General features: G+C 33.4%; 19 protein-coding genes. 12 read left to right on the top strand and 7 right to left on the bottom strand.

Translation table 11 applies throughout. The annotated features are described in order from the left end of the window. Positions 1 to 2: 2 nt before the first annotated feature. The 11 genes from nrfD (at position 3) to MARIT_RS13810 (ending at position 11,912) form a co-directional block, all read left to right on the top strand. The gene (nrfD, locus tag MARIT_RS13860; RefSeq protein WP_024741515.1) at positions 3 to 1,403 is read left to right on the top strand and encodes an NrfD/PsrC family molybdoenzyme membrane anchor subunit; all 1,401 of its coding nucleotides are present in this window, start codon (positions 3 to 5) and stop codon (positions 1,401 to 1,403) included. Then, positions 1,393 to 1,920: a DUF3341 domain-containing protein gene (locus MARIT_RS13855; protein WP_024741516.1), complete on the top strand. Its 528-nt coding sequence runs from the start codon at positions 1,393 to 1,395 to the stop codon at positions 1,918 to 1,920. Before nrfD ends, MARIT_RS13855 begins: the two co-directional genes overlap by 11 nt. A 9-nt stretch (positions 1,921 to 1,929) precedes the next feature. After that, on the top strand, positions 1,930 to 2,478 hold the full coding sequence (locus MARIT_RS13850; RefSeq protein WP_024741517.1) for a c-type cytochrome: 549 nt from the start codon (positions 1,930 to 1,932) through the stop codon (positions 2,476 to 2,478). Positions 2,479 to 2,500: 22 nt separating this feature from the next. After that, positions 2,501 to 4,066 carry a quinol:cytochrome C oxidoreductase gene (locus tag MARIT_RS13845; RefSeq protein ID WP_100211807.1) on the top strand — a complete coding sequence of 522 codons (1,566 nt, stop codon included), beginning with the start codon at positions 2,501 to 2,503 and terminating at the stop codon, positions 4,064 to 4,066. A gap of 36 nt (positions 4,067 to 4,102) precedes the next feature. Beyond that, positions 4,103 to 5,107: a cytochrome c oxidase subunit II gene (locus MARIT_RS13840; RefSeq protein ID WP_024741519.1), complete on the top strand. Its 1,005-nt coding sequence runs from the start codon at positions 4,103 to 4,105 to the stop codon at positions 5,105 to 5,107. A 35-nt stretch (positions 5,108 to 5,142) separates the two neighbouring features. Further along, positions 5,143 to 6,912: a cytochrome c oxidase subunit I gene (locus tag MARIT_RS13835; RefSeq protein ID WP_024741520.1), complete on the top strand. Its 1,770-nt coding sequence runs from the start codon at positions 5,143 to 5,145 to the stop codon at positions 6,910 to 6,912. A 165-nt stretch (positions 6,913 to 7,077) separates the two neighbouring features. Continuing rightward, a complete protein-coding gene (gene ruvB, locus MARIT_RS13830; RefSeq protein ID WP_100211806.1) occupies positions 7,078 to 8,100 on the top strand; it encodes a Holliday junction branch migration DNA helicase RuvB in 1,023 nt (340 codons plus the stop codon). Positions 8,101 to 8,104: 4 nt separating this feature from the next. Beyond that, positions 8,105 to 9,832 (top strand): SulP family inorganic anion transporter, encoded by a 1,728-nt coding sequence (locus tag MARIT_RS13825; protein WP_100211805.1) that lies wholly within the window; start codon positions 8,105 to 8,107, stop codon positions 9,830 to 9,832. Between the two features lie 14 nt (positions 9,833 to 9,846). Next, positions 9,847 to 11,253 carry an MBL fold metallo-hydrolase gene (locus MARIT_RS13820; protein ID WP_100211804.1) on the top strand — a complete coding sequence of 469 codons (1,407 nt, stop codon included), beginning with the start codon at positions 9,847 to 9,849 and terminating at the stop codon, positions 11,251 to 11,253. 10 nt (positions 11,254 to 11,263) lie between these two features. Further along, a complete protein-coding gene (locus MARIT_RS13815; RefSeq protein ID WP_024741524.1) occupies positions 11,264 to 11,635 on the top strand; it encodes a rhodanese-like domain-containing protein in 372 nt (123 codons plus the stop codon). A gap of 10 nt (positions 11,636 to 11,645) precedes the next feature. Beyond that, positions 11,646 to 11,912 carry a heavy-metal-associated domain-containing protein gene (locus tag MARIT_RS13810; RefSeq protein WP_024741525.1) on the top strand — a complete coding sequence of 89 codons (267 nt, stop codon included), beginning with the start codon at positions 11,646 to 11,648 and terminating at the stop codon, positions 11,910 to 11,912. Between the two features lie 495 nt (positions 11,913 to 12,407). On the opposite strand, the gene gldA is transcribed toward MARIT_RS13810, so the two are convergent. The 7 genes from gldA to MARIT_RS13775 form a co-directional block, all read right to left on the bottom strand. Next, positions 12,408 to 13,304 carry a gliding motility-associated ABC transporter ATP-binding subunit GldA gene (gldA, locus tag MARIT_RS13805; RefSeq protein WP_024741526.1) on the bottom strand — a complete coding sequence of 299 codons (897 nt, stop codon included), beginning with the start codon at positions 13,302 to 13,304 and terminating at the stop codon, positions 12,408 to 12,410. 28 nt (positions 13,305 to 13,332) lie between these two features. After that, positions 13,333 to 13,836, bottom strand: coding sequence for a dihydrofolate reductase (locus MARIT_RS13800; protein ID WP_024741527.1), 504 nt, complete (start codon positions 13,834 to 13,836; stop codon positions 13,333 to 13,335). 80 nt (positions 13,837 to 13,916) lie between these two features. Beyond that, a complete protein-coding gene (locus tag MARIT_RS13795) occupies positions 13,917 to 14,741 on the bottom strand; it encodes a thymidylate synthase (protein ID WP_024741528.1) in 825 nt (274 codons plus the stop codon). Positions 14,742 to 14,951: 210 nt separating this feature from the next. After that, a complete protein-coding gene (locus MARIT_RS13790; RefSeq protein WP_100211803.1) occupies positions 14,952 to 16,661 on the bottom strand; it encodes a nucleoside transporter C-terminal domain-containing protein in 1,710 nt (569 codons plus the stop codon). 17 nt (positions 16,662 to 16,678) lie between these two features. Continuing rightward, positions 16,679 to 17,287, bottom strand: a complete 609-nt coding sequence (locus MARIT_RS13785; protein ID WP_024741530.1) for a bifunctional nuclease family protein — start codon at positions 17,285 to 17,287, stop codon at positions 16,679 to 16,681. 186 nt (positions 17,288 to 17,473) lie between these two features. Next, positions 17,474 to 18,430 carry an electron transfer flavoprotein subunit alpha/FixB family protein gene (locus tag MARIT_RS13780; RefSeq protein WP_024741531.1) on the bottom strand — a complete coding sequence of 319 codons (957 nt, stop codon included), beginning with the start codon at positions 18,428 to 18,430 and terminating at the stop codon, positions 17,474 to 17,476. An 80-nt stretch (positions 18,431 to 18,510) separates the two neighbouring features. Then, positions 18,511 to 19,257: an electron transfer flavoprotein subunit beta/FixA family protein gene (locus tag MARIT_RS13775; RefSeq protein ID WP_024741532.1), complete on the bottom strand. Its 747-nt coding sequence runs from the start codon at positions 19,255 to 19,257 to the stop codon at positions 18,511 to 18,513. 191 nt (positions 19,258 to 19,448) lie between these two features. Between MARIT_RS13775 and MARIT_RS13770 the strand changes: the two genes are divergently transcribed. Further along, positions 19,449 to 20,426 (top strand): pyruvate dehydrogenase complex E1 component subunit beta, encoded by a 978-nt coding sequence (locus MARIT_RS13770; RefSeq protein ID WP_100211802.1) that lies wholly within the window; start codon positions 19,449 to 19,451, stop codon positions 20,424 to 20,426. The last annotated feature ends 7 nt before the right edge of the window (positions 20,427 to 20,433 follow it).

Here is a 20,433-nt window from a genome sequence, read left to right as displayed (position 1 = left end):
TTATGTCGTCTCATTACGAATCATCTTATAGAGAACCTTTAGTGTTAGGTAATAAAAGTTACCATGACATCACTGAAGACATCGCAAGGCCTATAGAAGGCAAAGCAAACAAAAATTGGTATATCGCATTTTATATCTCCTTAGCAGCAATGCTATGGGGGTTTGGATGTATTTTTTATACCGTAGGAACAGGTATTGGAGTTTGGGGATTAAGTAAAAATATTGGTTGGGCATGGGATATTACCAACTTTGTATGGTGGGTAGGTATTGGTCATGCTGGTACATTGATTTCTGCTGTACTGTTATTATTCCGTCAAAAATGGAGAATGGCAATTAACCGTTCTGCTGAAGCAATGACAATTTTTGCGGTATTCCAAGCAGGTTTATTCCCAATCATTCACATGGGACGTCCATGGAATGGATACTGGGTATTACCAATTCCTAATCAATTCGGATCATTATGGGTAAACTTTAACTCGCCTTTATTATGGGATGTATTCGCAATTTCTACGTATTTATCGGTATCATTAGTATTCTGGTGGACTGGTTTATTACCTGATTTTGCAACAATTCGTGATAGAGCAGTAAAGCCTTTCCAAAAGAAAATATATTCATTGTTATCTTTCGGATGGTCTGGTAGAGCTAAAGATTGGCAACGTTTTGAAGAAGTATCTTTAGTATTAGCCGGTTTAGCAACACCATTAGTACTTTCTGTACATACAATTGTATCGATGGACTTTGCTACATCTATTAATCCAGGATGGCACTCAACAATATTTCCACCTTACTTCGTAGCAGGAGCAATTTTCTCAGGATTTGCCATGGTACAAACCTTATTAGGTATTATGCGTAAGGTAACAAATATGGAAGCATATATTACACGTTTACACGTAGAGTATATGAACATTGTAATTATTTTAACAGGTGGTATTGTAGCCGTAGCTTATGCAACTGAATTCTTTATTGCATGGTACACGGGGTCTCCTTATGAAAATTATACATATTTATCTTTTGGAGCAGAAGCAGGAGCTTATGGATGGGCATTCTGGTCTTTATTAATATGTAATATTTTTACACCACAATTATTATGGTTTAAAAAGATTAGAAGAAGTTTTATCTGGTCTTTCATTATATCTATCGTTATTAATATTGGTATGTGGTTTGAGCGTTTCGATATTATTGCAATTGTATTAAGTAAAGGACATTTACCATCTACTTGGTGGCGTTTTGAACCTACGTTTGTAGATGTTGGTATCTTCATTGGAACTATAGGATTCTTCTTTGTATTATTCTTATTATATGCAAGAACATTCCCTGTAATTCCTACAGCAGAGATTAAGACCATTTTAAAGTCATCAGGAGAGAATTTTAAAAAATTAAGAGACGAGAACAATGAGCACTAATAAAGTAATTCACGCATTATATAATGATGATGATATCTTAATGGATGCCGTTAAGAAGGTAAAAGCAGAGCATCATCATATTGAAGAAATATTTTGTCCATTTCCAGTACACGGATTAGACAAAGCAATGGGATTAGCGCCAACGCGTTTAGCAATTACCGCTTTCTTTTATGGTATTACTGGTTTATCAGTTGCTATATGGTTAACTTGGTACACAATGATTGCTGATTGGCCTCAAGACATTGGTGGTAAGCCTAATTTTTCTTGGTGGACAAATATGCCAGCATTTGTACCTATTATGTTTGAGATGACCGTGTTTTTTGCAGCGCACTTAATGGTTATTACATTTTATATGAGAAGTAAAATTTGGCCATTTAAAAAAGCTGAAAACCCTGATCCAAGAACTACTGATGATCATTTCTTAATGGAAATTCCAGTTGATGGAAATGAAGAAGAATTAAAAGCCTTGTTAGCAGAAACAGGAGCTGTAGAAATTAACATAGTAGATAAGCACTAATAAAGAGATATGAAGAGTTTTGTAAAAATAATCGTCGCTTTAGTTGTAATAACAAGTGTGATTTCTTGTGGAGACAAACGTAAACCACAAGTACAATATATGCCAGATATGTATGTAGCTGTTCCTTATGAAGCGAATGGTGCAGATGGTTTAAATGGTAAAATGGTTGATAGAGATCCTGTAGCAGGAACTATTAAAAGAGGAGGTTATGTAGCATTTGAATATCCTGATACAAATGAAGGATATGAGTTAGCTAAAACTGAATTGAAAAGCCCTTTAAAGGTTACTGAAGAAAACTTAGCAAACGGTAAGAAGATGTATGATATCTATTGCGCAGTTTGTCATGGTAAGAAAGGAGATGGTAACGGTATTTTATCTCAAAGAGATAAATTCAACGGTATTCCTAATTATAAAGATAGAGAAATTACAGAAGGGAGTATATACTATGTTATTATGCATGGAAGAAACCTAATGGGATCTCATGCATCACAATTGACAACAAAAGAACGTTGGCAAGTAACACAGTATGTTGAAAAATTAAGAAACGATTTAAAATAAGTCTATAATAGATATTTAAGATATGTATCAATTTTCAGGAAAATTAAAAACACTTTCAATAGCCTTAATGATTTTAGGAGTTTTGGGTATTGGATATGGTTTTTTAACGGCACCAAAAACCGTAGAAGAAGCTAAAGAAATTATAGCAAGTCAACACCATGGAGGTCATGGAGAAGCACACACTGCTCCTGCACATGATGCTCATGTTGAAACACCAGCTGTTCACAAAGAGGAAACAAAATCTGAAGAAACACATGGTGAAACTAAAGCTCATACTGAAGCAGTAAAAGCTGAAGCACATGCTGATGAGGCAACACATAAAGAGGAAGTTAAAACGGACTCTACTCATGCTAATGAAGTGGAACACAAAGAAGCTGTTGTAGCTGATACTCATAAGAAAGTAGAAGAAGCTCATGGAGAAGAACATCATGATGACGCTCATGCAGAACATGTTTTTCATCAAATGCAAAACAGACCATGGTCAGCAGTTTATGTAGCCCTATTTTTCTTCTTAGGAGTAACATTATTAGTACTAGCTTTTTATGCATCTCAGAGAGTAGCACAATCAGGTTGGTCAGTAGTGTTATTTAGAGTAATGGAAGCTATTACAGCAAACTTACACTATGTAAGTGTAATTATGTTATTGTTCTTAATTGCTACTTTTATGCATATGAATCACTTATTCACATGGATGGGAGAAGGTGTTTTAACACCAGGGCATGATAATTTTGATCCAATAGTTTATGGTAAAAAATGGTTTTTGAACACACCAGGGTGGTTGATTAGAAGTATTATTTATTTAGCTGGTTGGAACTTTTACAGATTCTTTATTAGAAAGAACTCTATCAAGCAAGATAACGGAGACCTAAAATTGCATAAGCTTAACTACAATGTGTCTGTAGGGTTTTTGGCATTTTTTATGATTACGGAATCAATGATGTCTTGGGATTGGATCATGGGGCTAGATCCACACTGGTTCTCTACACTATTTGGATGGTATGTATTGGCTACTTTACTAGTAAGTGCCTTAACAACAATCGCTTTTGTGACAATTTATTTACGTTCAAAAGGAGCTTTACCATTTGTGAATGATAGCCATATTCATGATTTAGCTAAATTTATGTTTGGGTTCTCTGTATTTTGGACGTATCTATGGTTTGCTCAATTTATGTTAATTTGGTATGCAGATATGCCAGAAGAAACTACGTATTACCTATTAAGATTCAACGAATACAAGTTACCATTCTTAGCTATGGTTGTAATGAACTTTATATTCCCTGTATTATTATTAATCAATAGTGACTTTAAAAGTATTCCTTGGTTTGTAGTACTGGGAGGTGTCGTAATTTTAGCAGGACACTATATAGATGTGTTTGTTATGATTATGCCTGCTACAGTTGGAGGACAATGGTTTATAGGTATTCCTGAAATAGGAGCAGTATTGTTTTTCCTAGGATTGTTTATTTGGGCTACATTTAGCGCATTTGCAAAAGCAAGTCCTTTAGCTAAAGGAAATCCATATTTGCATGAGAGTGAAGAATTTCACTATTATAATATAGAACACAGAGGAGAAGATTCTCACCATTAATAAAAAGAATTAATAAACAATAATAGTTTAGATAATATGCTCGCTTTATTTTACATTTTTATAGCAGTTGCGATAGGAGTTAGTTTTTGGCAAATTACTCGTATTATGAATTTTCGAGATGTCATAGCTACTGACAAAGACAACGATACACAAGGTAAATTATTCCTTGGTTTTTTAGCATTTTTATATGCAATGATGATTTACTGTTTGATAGCAATGAATGTTGTTTTACTACCAGAATCAGCTTCTATTGAAGGAGAGCATGATGATAGACTTTTCAATATTACATTTTGTTTAATAGGAATCGTTCAGTTTTTAATGCAGTTTTTATTATTCTTTTTCTCTTATAAATATAGAGGTAAAAAAGAAAATAAAGCATTATTTTATGCAGATAGTCATAAATTAGAGTTTATATGGACGGTTACTCCAGCAGTTGTTTTAGTTGGGTTGATAGGTTATGGATTATGGCAATGGAACAACGTAATGTATGTTGAAGATGAAGCCATCGTTATTGAAGTATATTCTAAGCAATTTCAATGGGAAGCACGTTACGCAGGAGCTGATAATACGCTAGGTTTAGGAAATGTGAATTTCATAAAAGGAACTAACACAATGGGGGTTGATATGTCTGATAAAAATGCTCAGGATGATAAACAAGTAACAGAGATACACCTGCCAAAAGGTAAAAAAGTTTTATTTAAATTCCGTTCTCAAGATGTAATGCACTCAGCTTATATGCCTCACTTTAGAGCTCAGATGAACTGTGTGCCAGGTATGGTTACTCAATTTGGATTTACACCAAAATATACTACAGAAGAAATGAGAAACTTGCCTGAAGTTATAGCTAAAACAGAAGGGATTAATAAGATTAGAAAAGCAAATAACGAAGAAGAAATGTACACGTTTGATTACTTACTACTATGTAATAAAATTTGTGGAGCTTCTCACTACAACATGCAAATGAAAATAGTTGTAGAGTCTGAAGAAGATTTTAACAAATGGTTGTCAGAACAAAAAACATTAGCTCAAGTTATTAAATAAGATATTTTTAAAAAAAGAATATAAAGATATAGATTATGTCAGATCATCATCACAAAGAAACATTTGTAACTAAATACATATTTAGTCAAGATCACAAAATGATTTCTAAACAGTTCTTAGTAACTGGTATTTTTATGGGAATCATAGGGGTGTTAATGTCTATGTTATTCCGTTTACAAATTGCGTGGCCAGAGAAATCATTCTCAATTGTAGAGGCGTTTTTAGGGCCTCATCAAACAGACGGAGTAATGAATCCGGATATGTACCTAGCATTGGTAACAATACATGGTACAATCATGGTGTTTTTTGTATTAACAGCAGGATTAAGTGGTACTTTTTCTAACTTATTGATTCCTTTACAGATTGGAGCGCGTGATATGGCTTCTGGTTTCTTAAATATGGTTTCATATTGGCTGTTTTTCTTATCAAGTATTGTTATGGTTATTTCTTTATTTGTAGAAGCAGGGCCAGCATCAGCAGGATGGACTATTTATCCACCATTATCGGCATTACCTCAAGCAATACCTGGTTCAGGAACAGGAATGACGTTATGGTTAGTATCTATGGCTATATTTATTGCATCTTCTTTAATAGGATCATTAAACTATATTGTTACGGTTTTAAATTTACGTACAAAAGGAATGAAAATGACGAGATTGCCTTTAACAATGTGGGCTTTCTTTATTACTGCAATCATAGGAGTAGTTTCTTTCCCGGTGTTATTATCGGCAGCATTATTGTTAATTTTTGATAGAAGCTTTGGAACTTCATTCTATTTATCGGATATATTTATATCAGGAGAAGTTTTACATTACCAAGGAGGATCGCCTGTTTTATTTGAGCACTTATTTTGGTTCTTAGGACACCCAGAGGTATATATTGTATTATTACCAGCTTTAGGACTAACTTCTGAGATTATTTCAACAAACGCACGTAAACCAATATTCGGTTATAGAGCAATGATTGGATCAATAATGGCAATTGCATTTTTATCGACAATTGTATGGGGGCACCACATGTTTATTTCAGGAATGAATCCATTTTTAGGTTCTGTATTTACGTTTACAACATTATTGATTGCAATTCCTTCAGCAGTAAAGGCATTTAATTATATAACTACTTTATGGAAAGGAAACCTACAAATGAATCCGGCAATGTTATTTTCTATCGGATTAGTATCTACATTCGTAACAGGAGGTTTAACAGGGTTAGTTTTAGGAGACTCTGCTTTAGATATTAATGTTCATGATACCTACTTCGTAGTGGCCCATTTCCATTTAGTGATGGGAGTATCAGCAATTTTAGGAATGTTTGCAGGAGTATATCACTGGTTTCCTAAGATGTATGGTAAAATGATGAATAAAACAATGGGATACTGGCATTTCTGGATTACCATAATCTCTGCATATGGAGTATTTTTCCCAATGCACTTTATAGGTTTGGCAGGACTACCGCGTAGGTATTATACAAATACAAACTTCCCTATGTTTGATGATTTAGCAGATATCAATGTTTTCATGACAGTTATGGCTATTATAGGAGGTTTAGGTCAGTTAATTTTCTTAGCTAACTTCTTTATTTCAATATATAGAGGTAAAGAGGCAGAACAGAACCCATGGAAATCAAATACATTAGAATGGACTACACCTGTAGAGCATGTTCACGGTAACTGGCCAGGAAAAATTCCAGAAGTACATCGTTGGGCGTATGATTATAGTAAGGTAGATGAAAATGGCGAATATCTTCATGGCGATGATTTCGTATTGCAAACAGTACCATTAAAAGAAGGAGAAACACCTTCTTAAAATATAATTACTTTATATAATAAAGCCAAAAGCCTTTCCTTTTTTGCGGAAGGCTTTTGGCTTTTAGTATATATAATGATCTTTCCTTATTTTCGTTAATAAGAGATGTACTAAAAGTAACATTTATCACAAAACAGACACTTTAAATCGAGTATATTTGCAATTATGAACGAGCATTTAAACCCTGAGAATACCAATTTATCAAATGATGATTTAGACGTAGAAAAGAAATTACGTCCGCTGTCTTTTGATGATTTTACAGGGCAAGATCAAGCAATTGAAAATCTTAAAATATTTGTTGAAGCAGCTAACCAAAGAGGAGAAGCTCTAGACCATGCTTTATTTCATGGCCCTCCAGGATTAGGAAAAACCACTTTAGCTCATATTTTGGCTAATGAATTGGGGGTAGGAATAAAGGTAACATCGGGCCCCGTTTTAGATAAGCCAGGTGATTTAGCTGGATTGTTAACTAACTTAGACGAAAGAGATGTATTGTTTATAGATGAAATACATCGATTGAGCCCGATTGTAGAAGAATATTTATATTCTGCAATGGAAGATTATAAGATTGATATCATGATAGAGTCTGGGCCTAATGCTAGGACTGTTCAAATCAATTTAGAGCCGTTTACTCTAGTAGGAGCTACAACTCGCTCAGGGCTTTTGACAGCGCCTATGAGAGCACGATTCGGAATAAGCAGTCGTCTGCACTATTATAAAACAGATTTATTAACAACAATAATACAGCGTAGTGCATGTATTTTAGGAGTCCCTATTTCAATGGAAGCTGCTATAGAAATTGCAGGAAGAAGTAGAGGAACCCCAAGAATAGCAAATGCATTATTAAGAAGAGTACGCGATTTTGCTCAAATAAAAGGAAATGGTAGTATTTCTATTGAAATAGCTCGATATGCTTTAAAAGCGCTAAATGTTGATGCACATGGGTTAGATGAGATGGATAATAAAATATTGCAAACCATTATTGATAAGTTTAAAGGAGGTCCAGTAGGAATAAGTACTTTGGCAACTGCTGTTAGCGAAAATTCAGAAACTATAGAAGAAGTATATGAACCATTTCTAATTCAGCAGGGTTTTATAATGAGAACTCCAAGAGGAAGAGAGGTAACAGATTTAGCATATAAACATTTAGGAAAGATTAAAGGAACAACTCAAGGAGAACTGTTTTAAATACATGGATATTAAAAAGCTGATACCAATTTTAGATTGGCTGCCAAATTATAAAAAATCTAATTTTAAAGGAGATTTTATAGCGGGGATTACAGTTGCAATCGTACTGATACCTCAGGGAATTGCATATGCATTAATAGCAGGTTTACCACCTATTTATGGGCTTTATTGTGCTTTAGTTCCACAAATGACTTACGCAATATTTGGTTCTTCTAGGCAGGTAGCAATAGGTCCTGTAGCAATGGATTCTTTAATTGTAGCCACAGGGGTTTCTACATTAGCGTTAGCAGGTTCTGAAAGCTATATAAAAATAGCAATACTATTAGCTTTTATGGTAGGGATTATTCAGTTTTTGATGGGGATTTTTAGATTGGGATTTATTGTGAATTTTTTGTCAAAACCAGTAATTACCGGTTTTACCTCAGCGGTTGCGTTAATTATAGGTTTAAACCAATTCAGAAACTTGCTTGGTGTTGATTTTATTCAAAGCGATCAAATTCATCTCCTTTTAGAAGATATAGGAAGTCGTTTTTTTAGTTTTAACACTCATACTACTATCATAGGAACAGTAGCAGCATTAATTATTATCCTTTTTAGAAGAATAAATAAAAAATTACCCAACGCTTTAGTTGTAGTAACAATGGGAATTGTTGTAATGCGGTATTTTGGAACTTCTTTTAATGATGTATCTATCGTAAAAGATATTCCTTCTGGATTGCCTGAATTTTCTATGCCTATATTAGATATTAGTCAAATTGAAGAATTATTACCTATTGCCTTTACTTTGGTTATGGTTGGGTACTTAGAAACTATTTCTATAGGAAAGTCATTAGAACAAAAGCAAGATGAATATAGAATACACCCAAATCAGGAGCTAGTCGCTTTGGGATTGAGTAATATGATAGGATCTTTGTTTAAGGCATACCCGTCAACGTCTAGTTTTTCAAGATCTGCAATAAATCAAGAATCAGGAGGGAAAACAGGAATGTCAGCTTTGATTTCTGTGGTAATGGTTGTCATAACACTATTGTTTCTGACTCCTGTATTTTATCATTTGCCAAAAGCAGTTTTAGCAGCTATTATTATCGTTGCTGTGTTTAATTTAATCAATATAAAGGAAGCCCGTTTTTTATGGAGTGCGAATAATTTAGATTTTTGGCTGTTGATTGCTACTTTTTTAGCAACTCTATTTTTAGGGATTGAGTATGGAATTTTAATAGGAGTGGGGTTATCTATCATTGTATTGATTTATAGAACATCAAGACCTTATGTAACAGAATTGGGAAAGGTACCAAACTCTGATTTTTACAGAAATAGAAATAGGTTCAAAGAAGTAATTATAGAAGAAGATATTTTAATATTTCGATTTGATGCGCAGCTTTTTTATGCTAATTCAAGTTATTTTAGAGATAAGCTGGAAGAGATGGCAATGGAAAAAGGAAACAATTTAAAACTAATTGTGCTAGATGCAGAGAGTATTAATAGAACAGATAGTACAGGTTTAGAAATGCTAAAAGATAGAATAAGGTTTTATAAAAAGAAGGGAATAACGTTTTATTTTGCAGGAGTAAAAGGTCCTGTAAGAGATGAGTTTTTTAGGGGAGGGGTTTTAGATATTATAAATATCAATCACTTTTTTATGAGAGCAAATGATGCCGTAAAGTTTTATAAAACAGGAGATAGAGAACATCAAATAAAATATGCTCAGTACATACACCAAGCATATCATTAAAATTTAATTTTAAAATGAAAATAGAGCAAATTTACACAGGTTGTTTGGCTCAAGGAGCTTACTATATTGAAAGTAATGGAGAGGTAGCAATTATAGATCCGTTAAGAGAGGTACAACCTTATATAGAAAGAGCCACAAAGGATAATGCAAAAATTAAGTATATTTTTGAAACTCATTTTCATGCTGATTTTGTAAGTGGCCATGTGACTCTTTCAGAGAAAACAGGAGCGAAAATAGTTTTTGGTCCAACGGCAAATCCTAAATTTGATGCATATATAGCTGCTGACGGAGAGTGTTTTCAGTTAGGAAAAATTACCATTAAGGCCTTGCATACTCCTGGGCATACTATGGAGAGCACCACTTTTTTATTAATGGATGAGAAAGGAAAAGACCATGCTATTTTTAGTGGAGATACTTTATTTCTAGGAGATGTAGGTCGCCCAGATCTAGCCCAAAAGGCAACAAATTTAACGCAAGAACAATTGGCAGGACTATTATATGATAGTTTACGGACTAAGATTATGACTTTGGCAGATGATGTAATTGTATATCCAGCTCATGGAGCGGGGTCAGCTTGTGGTAAAAATTTAAGTAAGGAAACCATTGGAACTATTGGGAGTCAAAAAGCAACAAACTATGCGCTTCGTTCAGATATGACTAAAAAAGAATTTATAGAAGAAGTAACGGAAGGTTTGTTACCCCCTCCGGCTTATTTTCCTTTAAATGTCCAAATGAATAAAGAAGGATATGCACCTATTGACGAAGTTATAAAGAAAGGAGCTAAAGCATTATCTGTAGAAGATTTTGAGCAGGTAGCAAACGAAACGGAGGCTTTGATATTAGATGTAAGGCATCAATTTGATTTCATTAAGGGATTTATTCCTCGTTCCATATTTATAGGGATTAACGGAGGATTTGCACCATGGGTAGGGGCTTTGGTAAAGGATATAAAACAGCCAATTTTACTGATTACTCCAGAAGGAAAAGAAGAAGAAGTTATTATCCGTTTATCTCGTGTAGGTTTTGATAATGTACTAGGATATTTAAAAGGAGGTTTTAACGCTTGGAAAGATGCTGGTAAAGAAATAGATAGATTGCAATCTATTTCAGCAACGGTTCTTGAAGAAGAAATTAAAAAAGGAGCTCCTGTTTTTGATGTAAGGAAACCTGGAGAGTATTTAAGTGAGCATATAGAAGGAGTTCCAAGTACTCCGCTAGATTTTTTAAATGACTTTTTAGGTGAATATCCGAAAGATGTTGATTTTTATGTGCATTGTGCTGGAGGGTATCGATCTGTCATTGCAGCATCAATATTAAAATCTCGTGGAATTCATAATGTGATTGATGTTGCTGGTGGATATAAAGCGATAAAAGAAACGGAGATTAAAAGAACAGCATATATTTGTCCGTCAACGTTATAATGTATTAGAAATGAAGGTATATTTTATAATAAGTACTTTTTTATTGGTAACTTTATCTTGTATTACTGATTCAATAAAAGAAATTTCAGTAAAAGATTTAAAAAAGGTGCTGACATCCAAAAATGAAAAGGTTCAGTTGGTAGATGTAAGGACTAAAGAAGAGTATCAAAAGGAACGGATTCAAAATTCAGTTTTAATAGATATAAAAAATGAAAATTTTGAGGAATTAGTAGATCGTGAGTTAAATAAAAATGAGCCTGTTTACTTATATTGTAAAAGTGGAAAAAGAAGTAGTAGCGCTTTTAGAGTATTGAAAAAGAAAGGATTTAAAAAAGTATTTAGTTTAGAAGGAGGTATAGTTAATTGGAAATCGAATCATTAAAAACAAACAGATGAAAGCGGATATATATATAGAAAACTTAAAATGCGGAGGCTGTGCCAATACTATAAAGAAGGAATTAATGAATCTTAGTGAGGTAGTAAACGTTGAAGTAGCTGTGGAAAATTCATTGGTTAGTGTTGTTTTAGAGTCAGATATTTTAGGAATTGTAAAAGATAAATTAGCGAAATTAGGGTATCCTGAACAAGGAGCTAAAAACACTATTGTACACAAAGCAAAGTCTTTTGTAAGTTGCGCTACAGGGCGACTTAATTCGTAGTTTATTATTGTTCTTTTAGCCGTGAGGCTGACCTAGTTTACAATTGTGTTAGGTGATAATTTTTGTGCTTTAACGTTAAGTTTTGTGCCTAGAAATAGACATGCAATTACATTTCGTAAGAGCTTATCAGAAGAATAGTATTTAGAATGTTCAATATGGCAAGGGTGCTTCAGGAAATCATTTACAGATTCTAAAAAAAACTTATCGAAGGGGTTCTTTTTCCAAAGCAAATCGGTAATTAGTTCTTTAAAATAAGGTGCTATTCGAGCTTTTAGGATTTTGATTATAAAGCTCCTTTTTTAGTAAGCTGATAGGAGAGTAATAAAGAAGCTTGAGGTAGTTTTATTAGTTAGCAGTTTATAAGAAGAAGAGAAAGTTCTTCTTTTTATAAACTAATTTTTTAGAGTGCTATTTTAATTGATACAGTTCATAATAACTTTGGGTAGCGATAATGAGATGATTAGTATGCTTAGTTAAAAGTTTTGGAATTCTTTACTATTGGTTTGTAAGTGCTATAAATAAACTTTCTAAATTTTTATTTTCAGTATTTAAACCAAGAATTTTTAAACCATTTTCTTGCGCAAAATCAAAAATTATAGGTCGCATATCTTCAGTAGATTCAAAAGTAAGTACCCAGTTATTTTCTATGGTATTTACATAAGAGGTTATGTTCGGTAAACGTTTTATAAATTGTTCTTCTAACTTATAATCAAAAGTAACTCTAATTACTTGTTCGTTGTTCTCTTTTAACTCATTTAAATACTTGTCAATAACCACTTCGCCTTTATTGATAATAATAACACGATTACAAATAGCTTCTACTTCTTGCATTATATGAGTAGATAATAATACAGTTTTATCAGCTCCTAGTGTTTTTATTAATGCTCTTATTTCAACTAATTGGTTAGGATCTAACCCAGTCGTTGGTTCATCCAATATCAATACATCAGGATTATGTAATATTGCTGCTGCCAAACCAACTCTTTGTCGGTACCCTTTTGAAAGTTCTTGTATTTTTTTATGAGCTTGAGATTTTAACCCTACTTTTTCTAAAACTTTTTCTATTTCTTTTTTATGAATTTTATAAACATCAGCCTGAAACTGTAGGTACTCTCGAACGTATAAGTCTAAATATAAGGGGTTATGTTCTGGAAGATAACCAATGTTTTTTTGAGCTTCAATAGGGGTTTTAGCAACATTTATTCCGTTAACCAAAATACTCCCTTCCGTAGGTTTTATAAAACCAGCTAATATTTTCATGGTCGTAGATTTACCTGCTCCATTAGGACCTAAAAAGCCAACGATCTCTCCCTTTGTAGCTGAAAAAGAGAGTTTTTTTATTGCTGTTTCACGATTATATTCTTTGGTTACTTCTGTAAATTGTATAGACATATTTCTAATTGATTAAGCTTAATTTTTTTTAAGATCTTTTTATTCTTTTTCGTATATAACTAACGAAACTGTAGTCATAATCATTGTTTTTGTCAGCCTTAAAGTACTCTCTAGTTGTTTCTTTCCATGTATTTAGGTCTATTTTAGGGAAAAAAACATCAGCCTCAAAAGATTGATGAACAATAGTGATGTCTAATTTATCTACCAAATCGTTTTTTAATGCCTGTTTGTATATTTGTTCTCCTCCGATAATAAAAATATTAGAATCAGCTTTGGCAAAATCTAATGCTTCTTCAATAGAGCTGGCAATTAAGCACCCTTCTTTAAAGTAATCACTATTTCTAGTAATGATAATTGTTGTTCTGTTAGGCAAAGGCTTCCCTATACTTTCAAAAGTATTCCTTCCCATTAAAATATGGTGCCCTGAAGTAACCTTTTTAAATCGCTTTAAATCTGCTGGCAAATGCCATATTAAGTCGTTGTTTTTTCCTAGTGCATTATTTTCTGCGATAGCTGCTATAATTGTTACCATCAATCTGTTTAAATTTTTATAATTATTATGACAAAGTAAATTTAAGAACTAAAAATGCTCCTTTCAGATTCATTACTTAATTAAATTGCAACAACTCCTTTTATATGCGGGTGAGGATTGTAGTTTATCAATTCAAAGTCATCAAAAGTAAAAGCTTCGATATCCTTTATGTTTGGGTTGATTTTTATTTTTGGAAGTGATTTAGGTGTTCTTGATAGCTGTAATTTTAATTGCTCTTTATGATTATTATAAATATGAGCATCTCCAAAGGTATGGATGAACTCTCCAGGTTCGTAGCCGCAAACTTGGGCTATCATCATTGTAAATAGAGCATAACTAGCAATGTTAAATGGAACCCCTAAAAAGATATCGGCACTTCTTTGGTAAAGCTGGCAAGATAGTTTTCCTTCAGTTACATAAAATTGAAAAAATGCATGGCATGGAGGTAAGGCCGCTTTTCCGTCAGCAACATTTTCCGAGAAGGTTTTCGAAGTGTCTGGTAATACAGAAGGATTCCATGCAGAAACCAACATTCTTCTGCTATTAGGATTGGTTTTTAAAGTAGTTATAACCTCTTTTAATTGATCAATCTCATCACTGTTCCAATTACGCCATTGATGTCCATATACAGGGCCTAAATCGCCTTTTTCATCCGCCCATTCATTCCAGATCCTCACTCCATTTTCTTGCAAATAGTTTACATTAGTATCTCCTTTTATAAACCAAAGTAACTCATAAATAATTGACTTTAAATGTAACTTTTTAGTCGTTACCATAGGAAACCCCTCACTTAGATCAAAACGCATCTGATAACCAAAAACACTTTTTGTTCCTGTTCCTGTTCTATCTCCTTTCTCATTTCCATTCTCTAAAACGTGTTTTACTAAATCTAAATATTGTTTCATAAGTTCATCTAATTTACCTTTGAGAAGGCGTTTTACTTTTGTAAAAATAAAAAAGTACTATTATTTTTTATTTGTAAATGGAGTAATTCTATCCATAAGTTATTAACTAGTTAAAAGTTTGTAAATCAGTATCAAATAATGTACTGTAAAGAAAGACACCCATACAAAGAATGCATGGGTGTCTTTTTGTTATTTTTAAAAACCGTTTTTTTAGCCAATAATCATTCCAGCGATAGTAGCTGACATTAAAGAGGCAATAGTTCCTCCTATAAGAGCTTTCATTCCGAACTCTGACAACGTTTTTCGCTGTCCAGGAGCTAATGATCCTATTCCTCCTATTTGAATACCTATAGAGGCAAAGTTAGCAAATTCGCATAGCATATAAGTAGCCATGATAATAGATTTGTTATAACTTAAATGCGTAGCATTTGCAATATTTTTTAATTCAGCTAACTGGATATACCCGACAAATTCACTTGCTGCTAGTTTAATTCCCAAAAGTTGTCCCATAAGAGCCATGTCTTGGCGGGCGACACCTATTAGCCACATCAATGGAGCAAAAACATATCCTAAAATAGCTTCTAGGCAGAAATTTTCATAAGAAGTGTTTTCTGCAATCCAAGCATTAAATGATGTAATATCTCCAACCCATCCTAAAATACCATTTATCATTGCTATAAAAGCAATAAAAACTAATAGCATTGCCGCAACATTCATGGCTAATTGCAATCCTTCTGTAGTTCCATTTGCAATAGCATCCAATATATTGGACCCAATTTTTTCAGAAGAAACCTGAACATCTGTATTGACATTTTCTGTTTGCGGATGTAATATTTTAGAAATGATAATTGCTCCAGGTGCTGCCATTACTGAGGCTGCTAGTAAATGTTTAGCGTATAATAGTCGTAAAACTTCATCATCTCCACCAAGAAAACCTATATAAGCGGCTAAAACGGCTCCAGCTACTGTTGCCATACCACCAATCATCACTAATAGAATTTCAGAACGATTCATCTTTTCTAAATAGGCTTTGATCAATAAAGGAGCTTCAGTTTGTCCTAAAAAAATATTTCCAGCAACAGATAAACTTTCTGCCCCTGATATTTTCAATCCTTTAGAAAGTAACCAAGCTAAGCCTTTTACAATTTGCTGAATCAATCCTAAATAAAATAATAGTGATGTTAATGCTGAGAAGAAGATTATAGTAGGTAATACCTGAAACGCAAAAATGAAACCGAAAGAATCCATATCAGCTACCAGCCCACTAAATAAGAACTCACTACCAGCCCTCGTAAAGTCTAATACGCTAACAAATAGTCCACCGACCAATTCGAAAGCTTTTTGCACAAAGGGAACTTTTAGTACCCCAATAGCTATCAATAATTGAAAAGCGAGCCCTAAACCAACAGTTACCCAGTCAATTCCTCTTCGGTCAGAACTAAATAAAAAGGCTAAAAATAGCAAAGAAATCATTCCTAGAACTCCTCTCCATAAGCTTTCTACAGAAAACCCTTGGCTTGGGATTATTTTGGTAGAAGCCTCTTTTTTTTCATGCTTTTGAGGAGCAGTTTTACTGAGTTTTACAGGAAGCTTGAATTTATATATAGTGCTGTTTTCTGATAGCACTAAGCTATCATCAGTCAATGATACTATATTGTAGTATCTAACAGTATCTTTAGGGACCTTATAGTTAAAAATCAATAAATTATTTTGACGGATGTAGTTTCCACTAGTTTCTAAACTGTCTTTAGTGGCAAATGAAGATGTAAACTTTCCTTTATTTAGTATAAGAACATCTGTATCAACAATATCTAGAGTATCTCCTTTTTCTATTGAAGAAAAATTCCATGTTTTTTCAATGCTTTGGCCAGTTGCAAAAAAAGAAACACAATAGAATAGTAAAACGTATAGTTTTTTCATTTTAATAAGTTAAAAAGTTAAGAACGCTTGCTAATCTCATCTCTAATATTAGCGGCTAACTCATAGTTTTCATTAGCAACAGCTTCGTTTAGTTGCTCGTTCAATTCTTGCAAAGAAAAGGCAGAGAAATCGTCTTGTGCATCTGAATCTTCACTAAATTCTAGTTCAATTTCATCAGATTCAAAGTCTTCTTCAATAGATAGCTCTTCTTCGAGTTTTAAATAGACTCCTGCTTTATCTAAAATATTTTCGTATGTATATATTGGTGCTAAAAATCGAACAGCTAAAGCAATAGCGTCAGAAGTTCTAGTATCGATTACTTCTTCAACTCCATTTTGTTCACAAATTAGACTCGAAAAGAAAACACCATCGACTAGTTTATGAATAATAACCTGTTTTACATTGATATGAAATCTATCTGCAAATGTTTTAAATAAATCATGGGTTAAAGGTCTTGGAGGTCGAATCTCTTTTTCTAGCGCAATAGCAATAGATTGCGCTTCGAATGCTCCTATAATAATAGGCAAGGTACGTGTTCCTTCTATTTCACTTAACACTAACGCGTAAGCACCGCTTTGTGTTTGGCTATAGGAAATACCTTTGATAGTTAGTTTTATTAAGCTCATTAATCAATCTTCAGTGATAATAAAGTTTCGCCTATTTTCAGAGTTTTAGACGACTTTTTTTGTGGGCACAATTTACTAAAAATTATGGGTTCAAGCCTTATTTCTTAAAAAAATAGAAAAACCTATCAACGAAAAGCGTTAATAGGTTCTTTTAACAAATTTTATTTACTCAAACCGAGTGCTATATTACGCTTGTTTAAAAGCTTTTAATTTCTCAATTAATTTAGGAACTACTTCAAAGGCATCTCCAACAATACCATAGTCAGCAGCTTTAAAGAAAGGAGCTTCTGGATCTGAATTAATTACAACTTTTACTTTTGAAGCATTGATTCCTGCTAAATGTTGAATTGCTCCAGAAATACCTATAGCGATGTATAAATTAGAAGCAACAGGTTTACCTGTTTGCCCAACATGCTCGCCATGAGGTCTCCAGCCTAAATCAGATACAGGTTTAGAGCAAGCAGTTGCAGCACCTAACACTTCTGCTAATTCTTCTACCATTCCCCAGTTTTCAGGGCCTTTTAGCCCTCTACCAGCAGAAACAACAGTATCAGCATCTGCAATTGTTATTTTACCAGATGCTTTTTCAATTTTTTCTGATTTTACTCCTATTTCAGGTAAGCTAATATCAAAAGCTTCAGTGTTTCCTGTTACTGAATTTTCATGAACCCCGTAAGAGTTTTTAGCAAGACCAATTACTTTTTTATCTGTTAAGATGGTTGTATTATTAAAAGCTTTGTTTGAAAAAGCCTTACGTTTTACGGTAAATGGAGCGGTTGAACTAGGAAGTGCTACTACATTAGAAGCGTAGCCAGCTTCTAAGGCCACTGCTATCATTGGGGCTATATGTAAACCATCAATACTTGAATCAAGGATAACAACATCAGTTTCCTCTTTAGCAACTACTTGCTTAATGATAGAGGTATATGCTTTCGCATTAAAAGTAGATAAGCTGTCTTCTTTCACAGCTATTACTTTTTCAGCTCCATAGGCATATAGTTCACTTGTTTCTCCTCCATTAATGGTTAATGCAACAAGATTTGTACCCAATTGCTCCGCCACTTTTTTTCCGTATGAAACAACTTCAAAAGCTGTTTTTTTAAATTTCCCTTCCGATGAATCGGCAAAAACTAATACAGACATATTTTATTTTATTTTATAACATTATTTATTTGTAGAAAGCATGTATTGTATTTCTACTCTATAATGAAGATGTTTTTTATTTATATAACTTTTGCTTCGTTGTGTAATAAATCGATTAATTCATCAATATTATCAGCATCAACTAATTTAACTGCTCCTTTTGCTTCTGGTTTTTCAAATGATGCTGTAGCAGTTACGTTTTCAGAAGCTACAGCTTCTACAACACTTAAAGGTTTTTTACGAGCCATCATAATTCCACGCATATTTGGAATACGCAAATCTTTCTCCTCAACAATTCCTTTTTGTCCTGCTATCACTAATGGTAATGAGGTGCTTAATGTTTCTTGTCCTCCATCTATTTCTCTTACAACAGTAGCTGAAGTTCCTTCAATTTCCATTCCTATGCATCCATTTACAAAGTTAAAATCTACTAAAGAAGCCAACATTCCTGGAACCATTCCTCCATTATAATCAATAGACTCTCTTCCTGTTAGTACTAAATCGTATCCTCCACTTTTAACAACTTCTGCTAATTGTTTAGCTACAAACATACCATCAGTAGCTTCTGCATTTACGCGAATTGCATTATCTGCGCCTATTGCTAGAGCTTTACGTAGAGTGGGTTCAGTAGTAGCATTTCCTACATTAACAACTGTTACACTAGCTCCTTGTTTTTCTTTAAACCACATTGCGCGAGTTAAACTAAATTCATCATATGGATTGATTACAAATTGCACTCCATTAATATCAAATTTGGTATCGCTATCGGTAAAATTAATTTTTGAAGTGGTATCAGGCACATGGCTGATACATACTAATATTTTCATATATTTATTCTGTTTATGTAATGTCTAAAATTTTAACGGCTACGAAGTTACCAATTTTTTTTTAAAATTACTATGCGTGCATAATAAATTTATCTAACTTCCTTTATTTCAAACTTAAAAAAATTAACTTATTGTTTATATATTAATTTCTTATTTTTGCAAGTTCAAATAAACAACTATAATAGAAACAAATGAAGACAGTTCAATTTAGAGAAGCTATCTGCGAAGCCATGAGTGAAGAAATGCGAAGAGATGAAAGCGTTTATTTAATGGGAGAAGAGGTAGCCGAGTACAATGGAGCCTATAAAGCTTCTAAAGGAATGTTAGATGAGTTTGGTGAGAAGCGAGTTATTGATACTCCTATTGCCGAATTAGGTTTTGGAGGTATTGCTGTAGGTTCAGCAATGAATGGAAATCGCCCTATCGTTGAATACATGACTTTTAACTTTTCTCTAGTTGGGATTGATCAGATTATAAATAATGCAGCAAAAATTCGTCAAATGAGCGGTGGGCAGTTTAATTGCCCTATCGTTTTTCGTGGTCCAACAGGTTCTGCTGGTCAATTAGCTGCTACCCATTCACAAGCTTTTGAAAATTGGTTTGCAAATACTCCTGGTTTAAAGGTAATCGTTCCTTCAAATCCTTATGATGCTAAAGGTTTATTAAAAGCCGCTATTCGCGATGATGATCCTGTTATTTTTATGGAATCAGAGCAAATGTATGGAGATAAAATGGAGATACCAGAAGGAGAGTATATCATTCCAATAGGAGTTGCTGATATCAAAAGAGAAGGAAATGATGTGACAATTGTTTCTTTTGGGAAAATTATAAAGGAAGCTTATAAGGCTGCTGATGCATTAGCTAAAGAAGGTATTTCGGCTGAAATCATAGATTTACGTACAGTTCGTCCTATGGATCATAAAGCTATTTTAGAATCTGTTAAGAAAACAAATAGATTGGTTATCTTAGAAGAGGCTTGGCCTTTTGGAAGTGTATCTTCTGAAATAACATTTAGAGTACAAGATGAAGCATTTGATTATTTAGATGCGCCAATTAAAAGAATAACTACGGCAGATACGCCAGCACCATATTCACCTGTTTTATTAGAGGAGTGGTTACCGAATGCGAATGATGTTGTAAAGGCTGTAAAAGAAGTATTGTATCTGTAAGTAATTT

This window comes from Tenacibaculum maritimum NCIMB 2154 (genome assembly GCF_900119795.1).
GTDB lineage: Bacteria > Bacteroidota > Bacteroidia > Flavobacteriales > Flavobacteriaceae > Polaribacter > Polaribacter maritimus.
The sequence above is the reverse complement of the archived record's forward strand: the minus strand, read 5'-3'. Positions and strand labels throughout refer to the sequence as shown.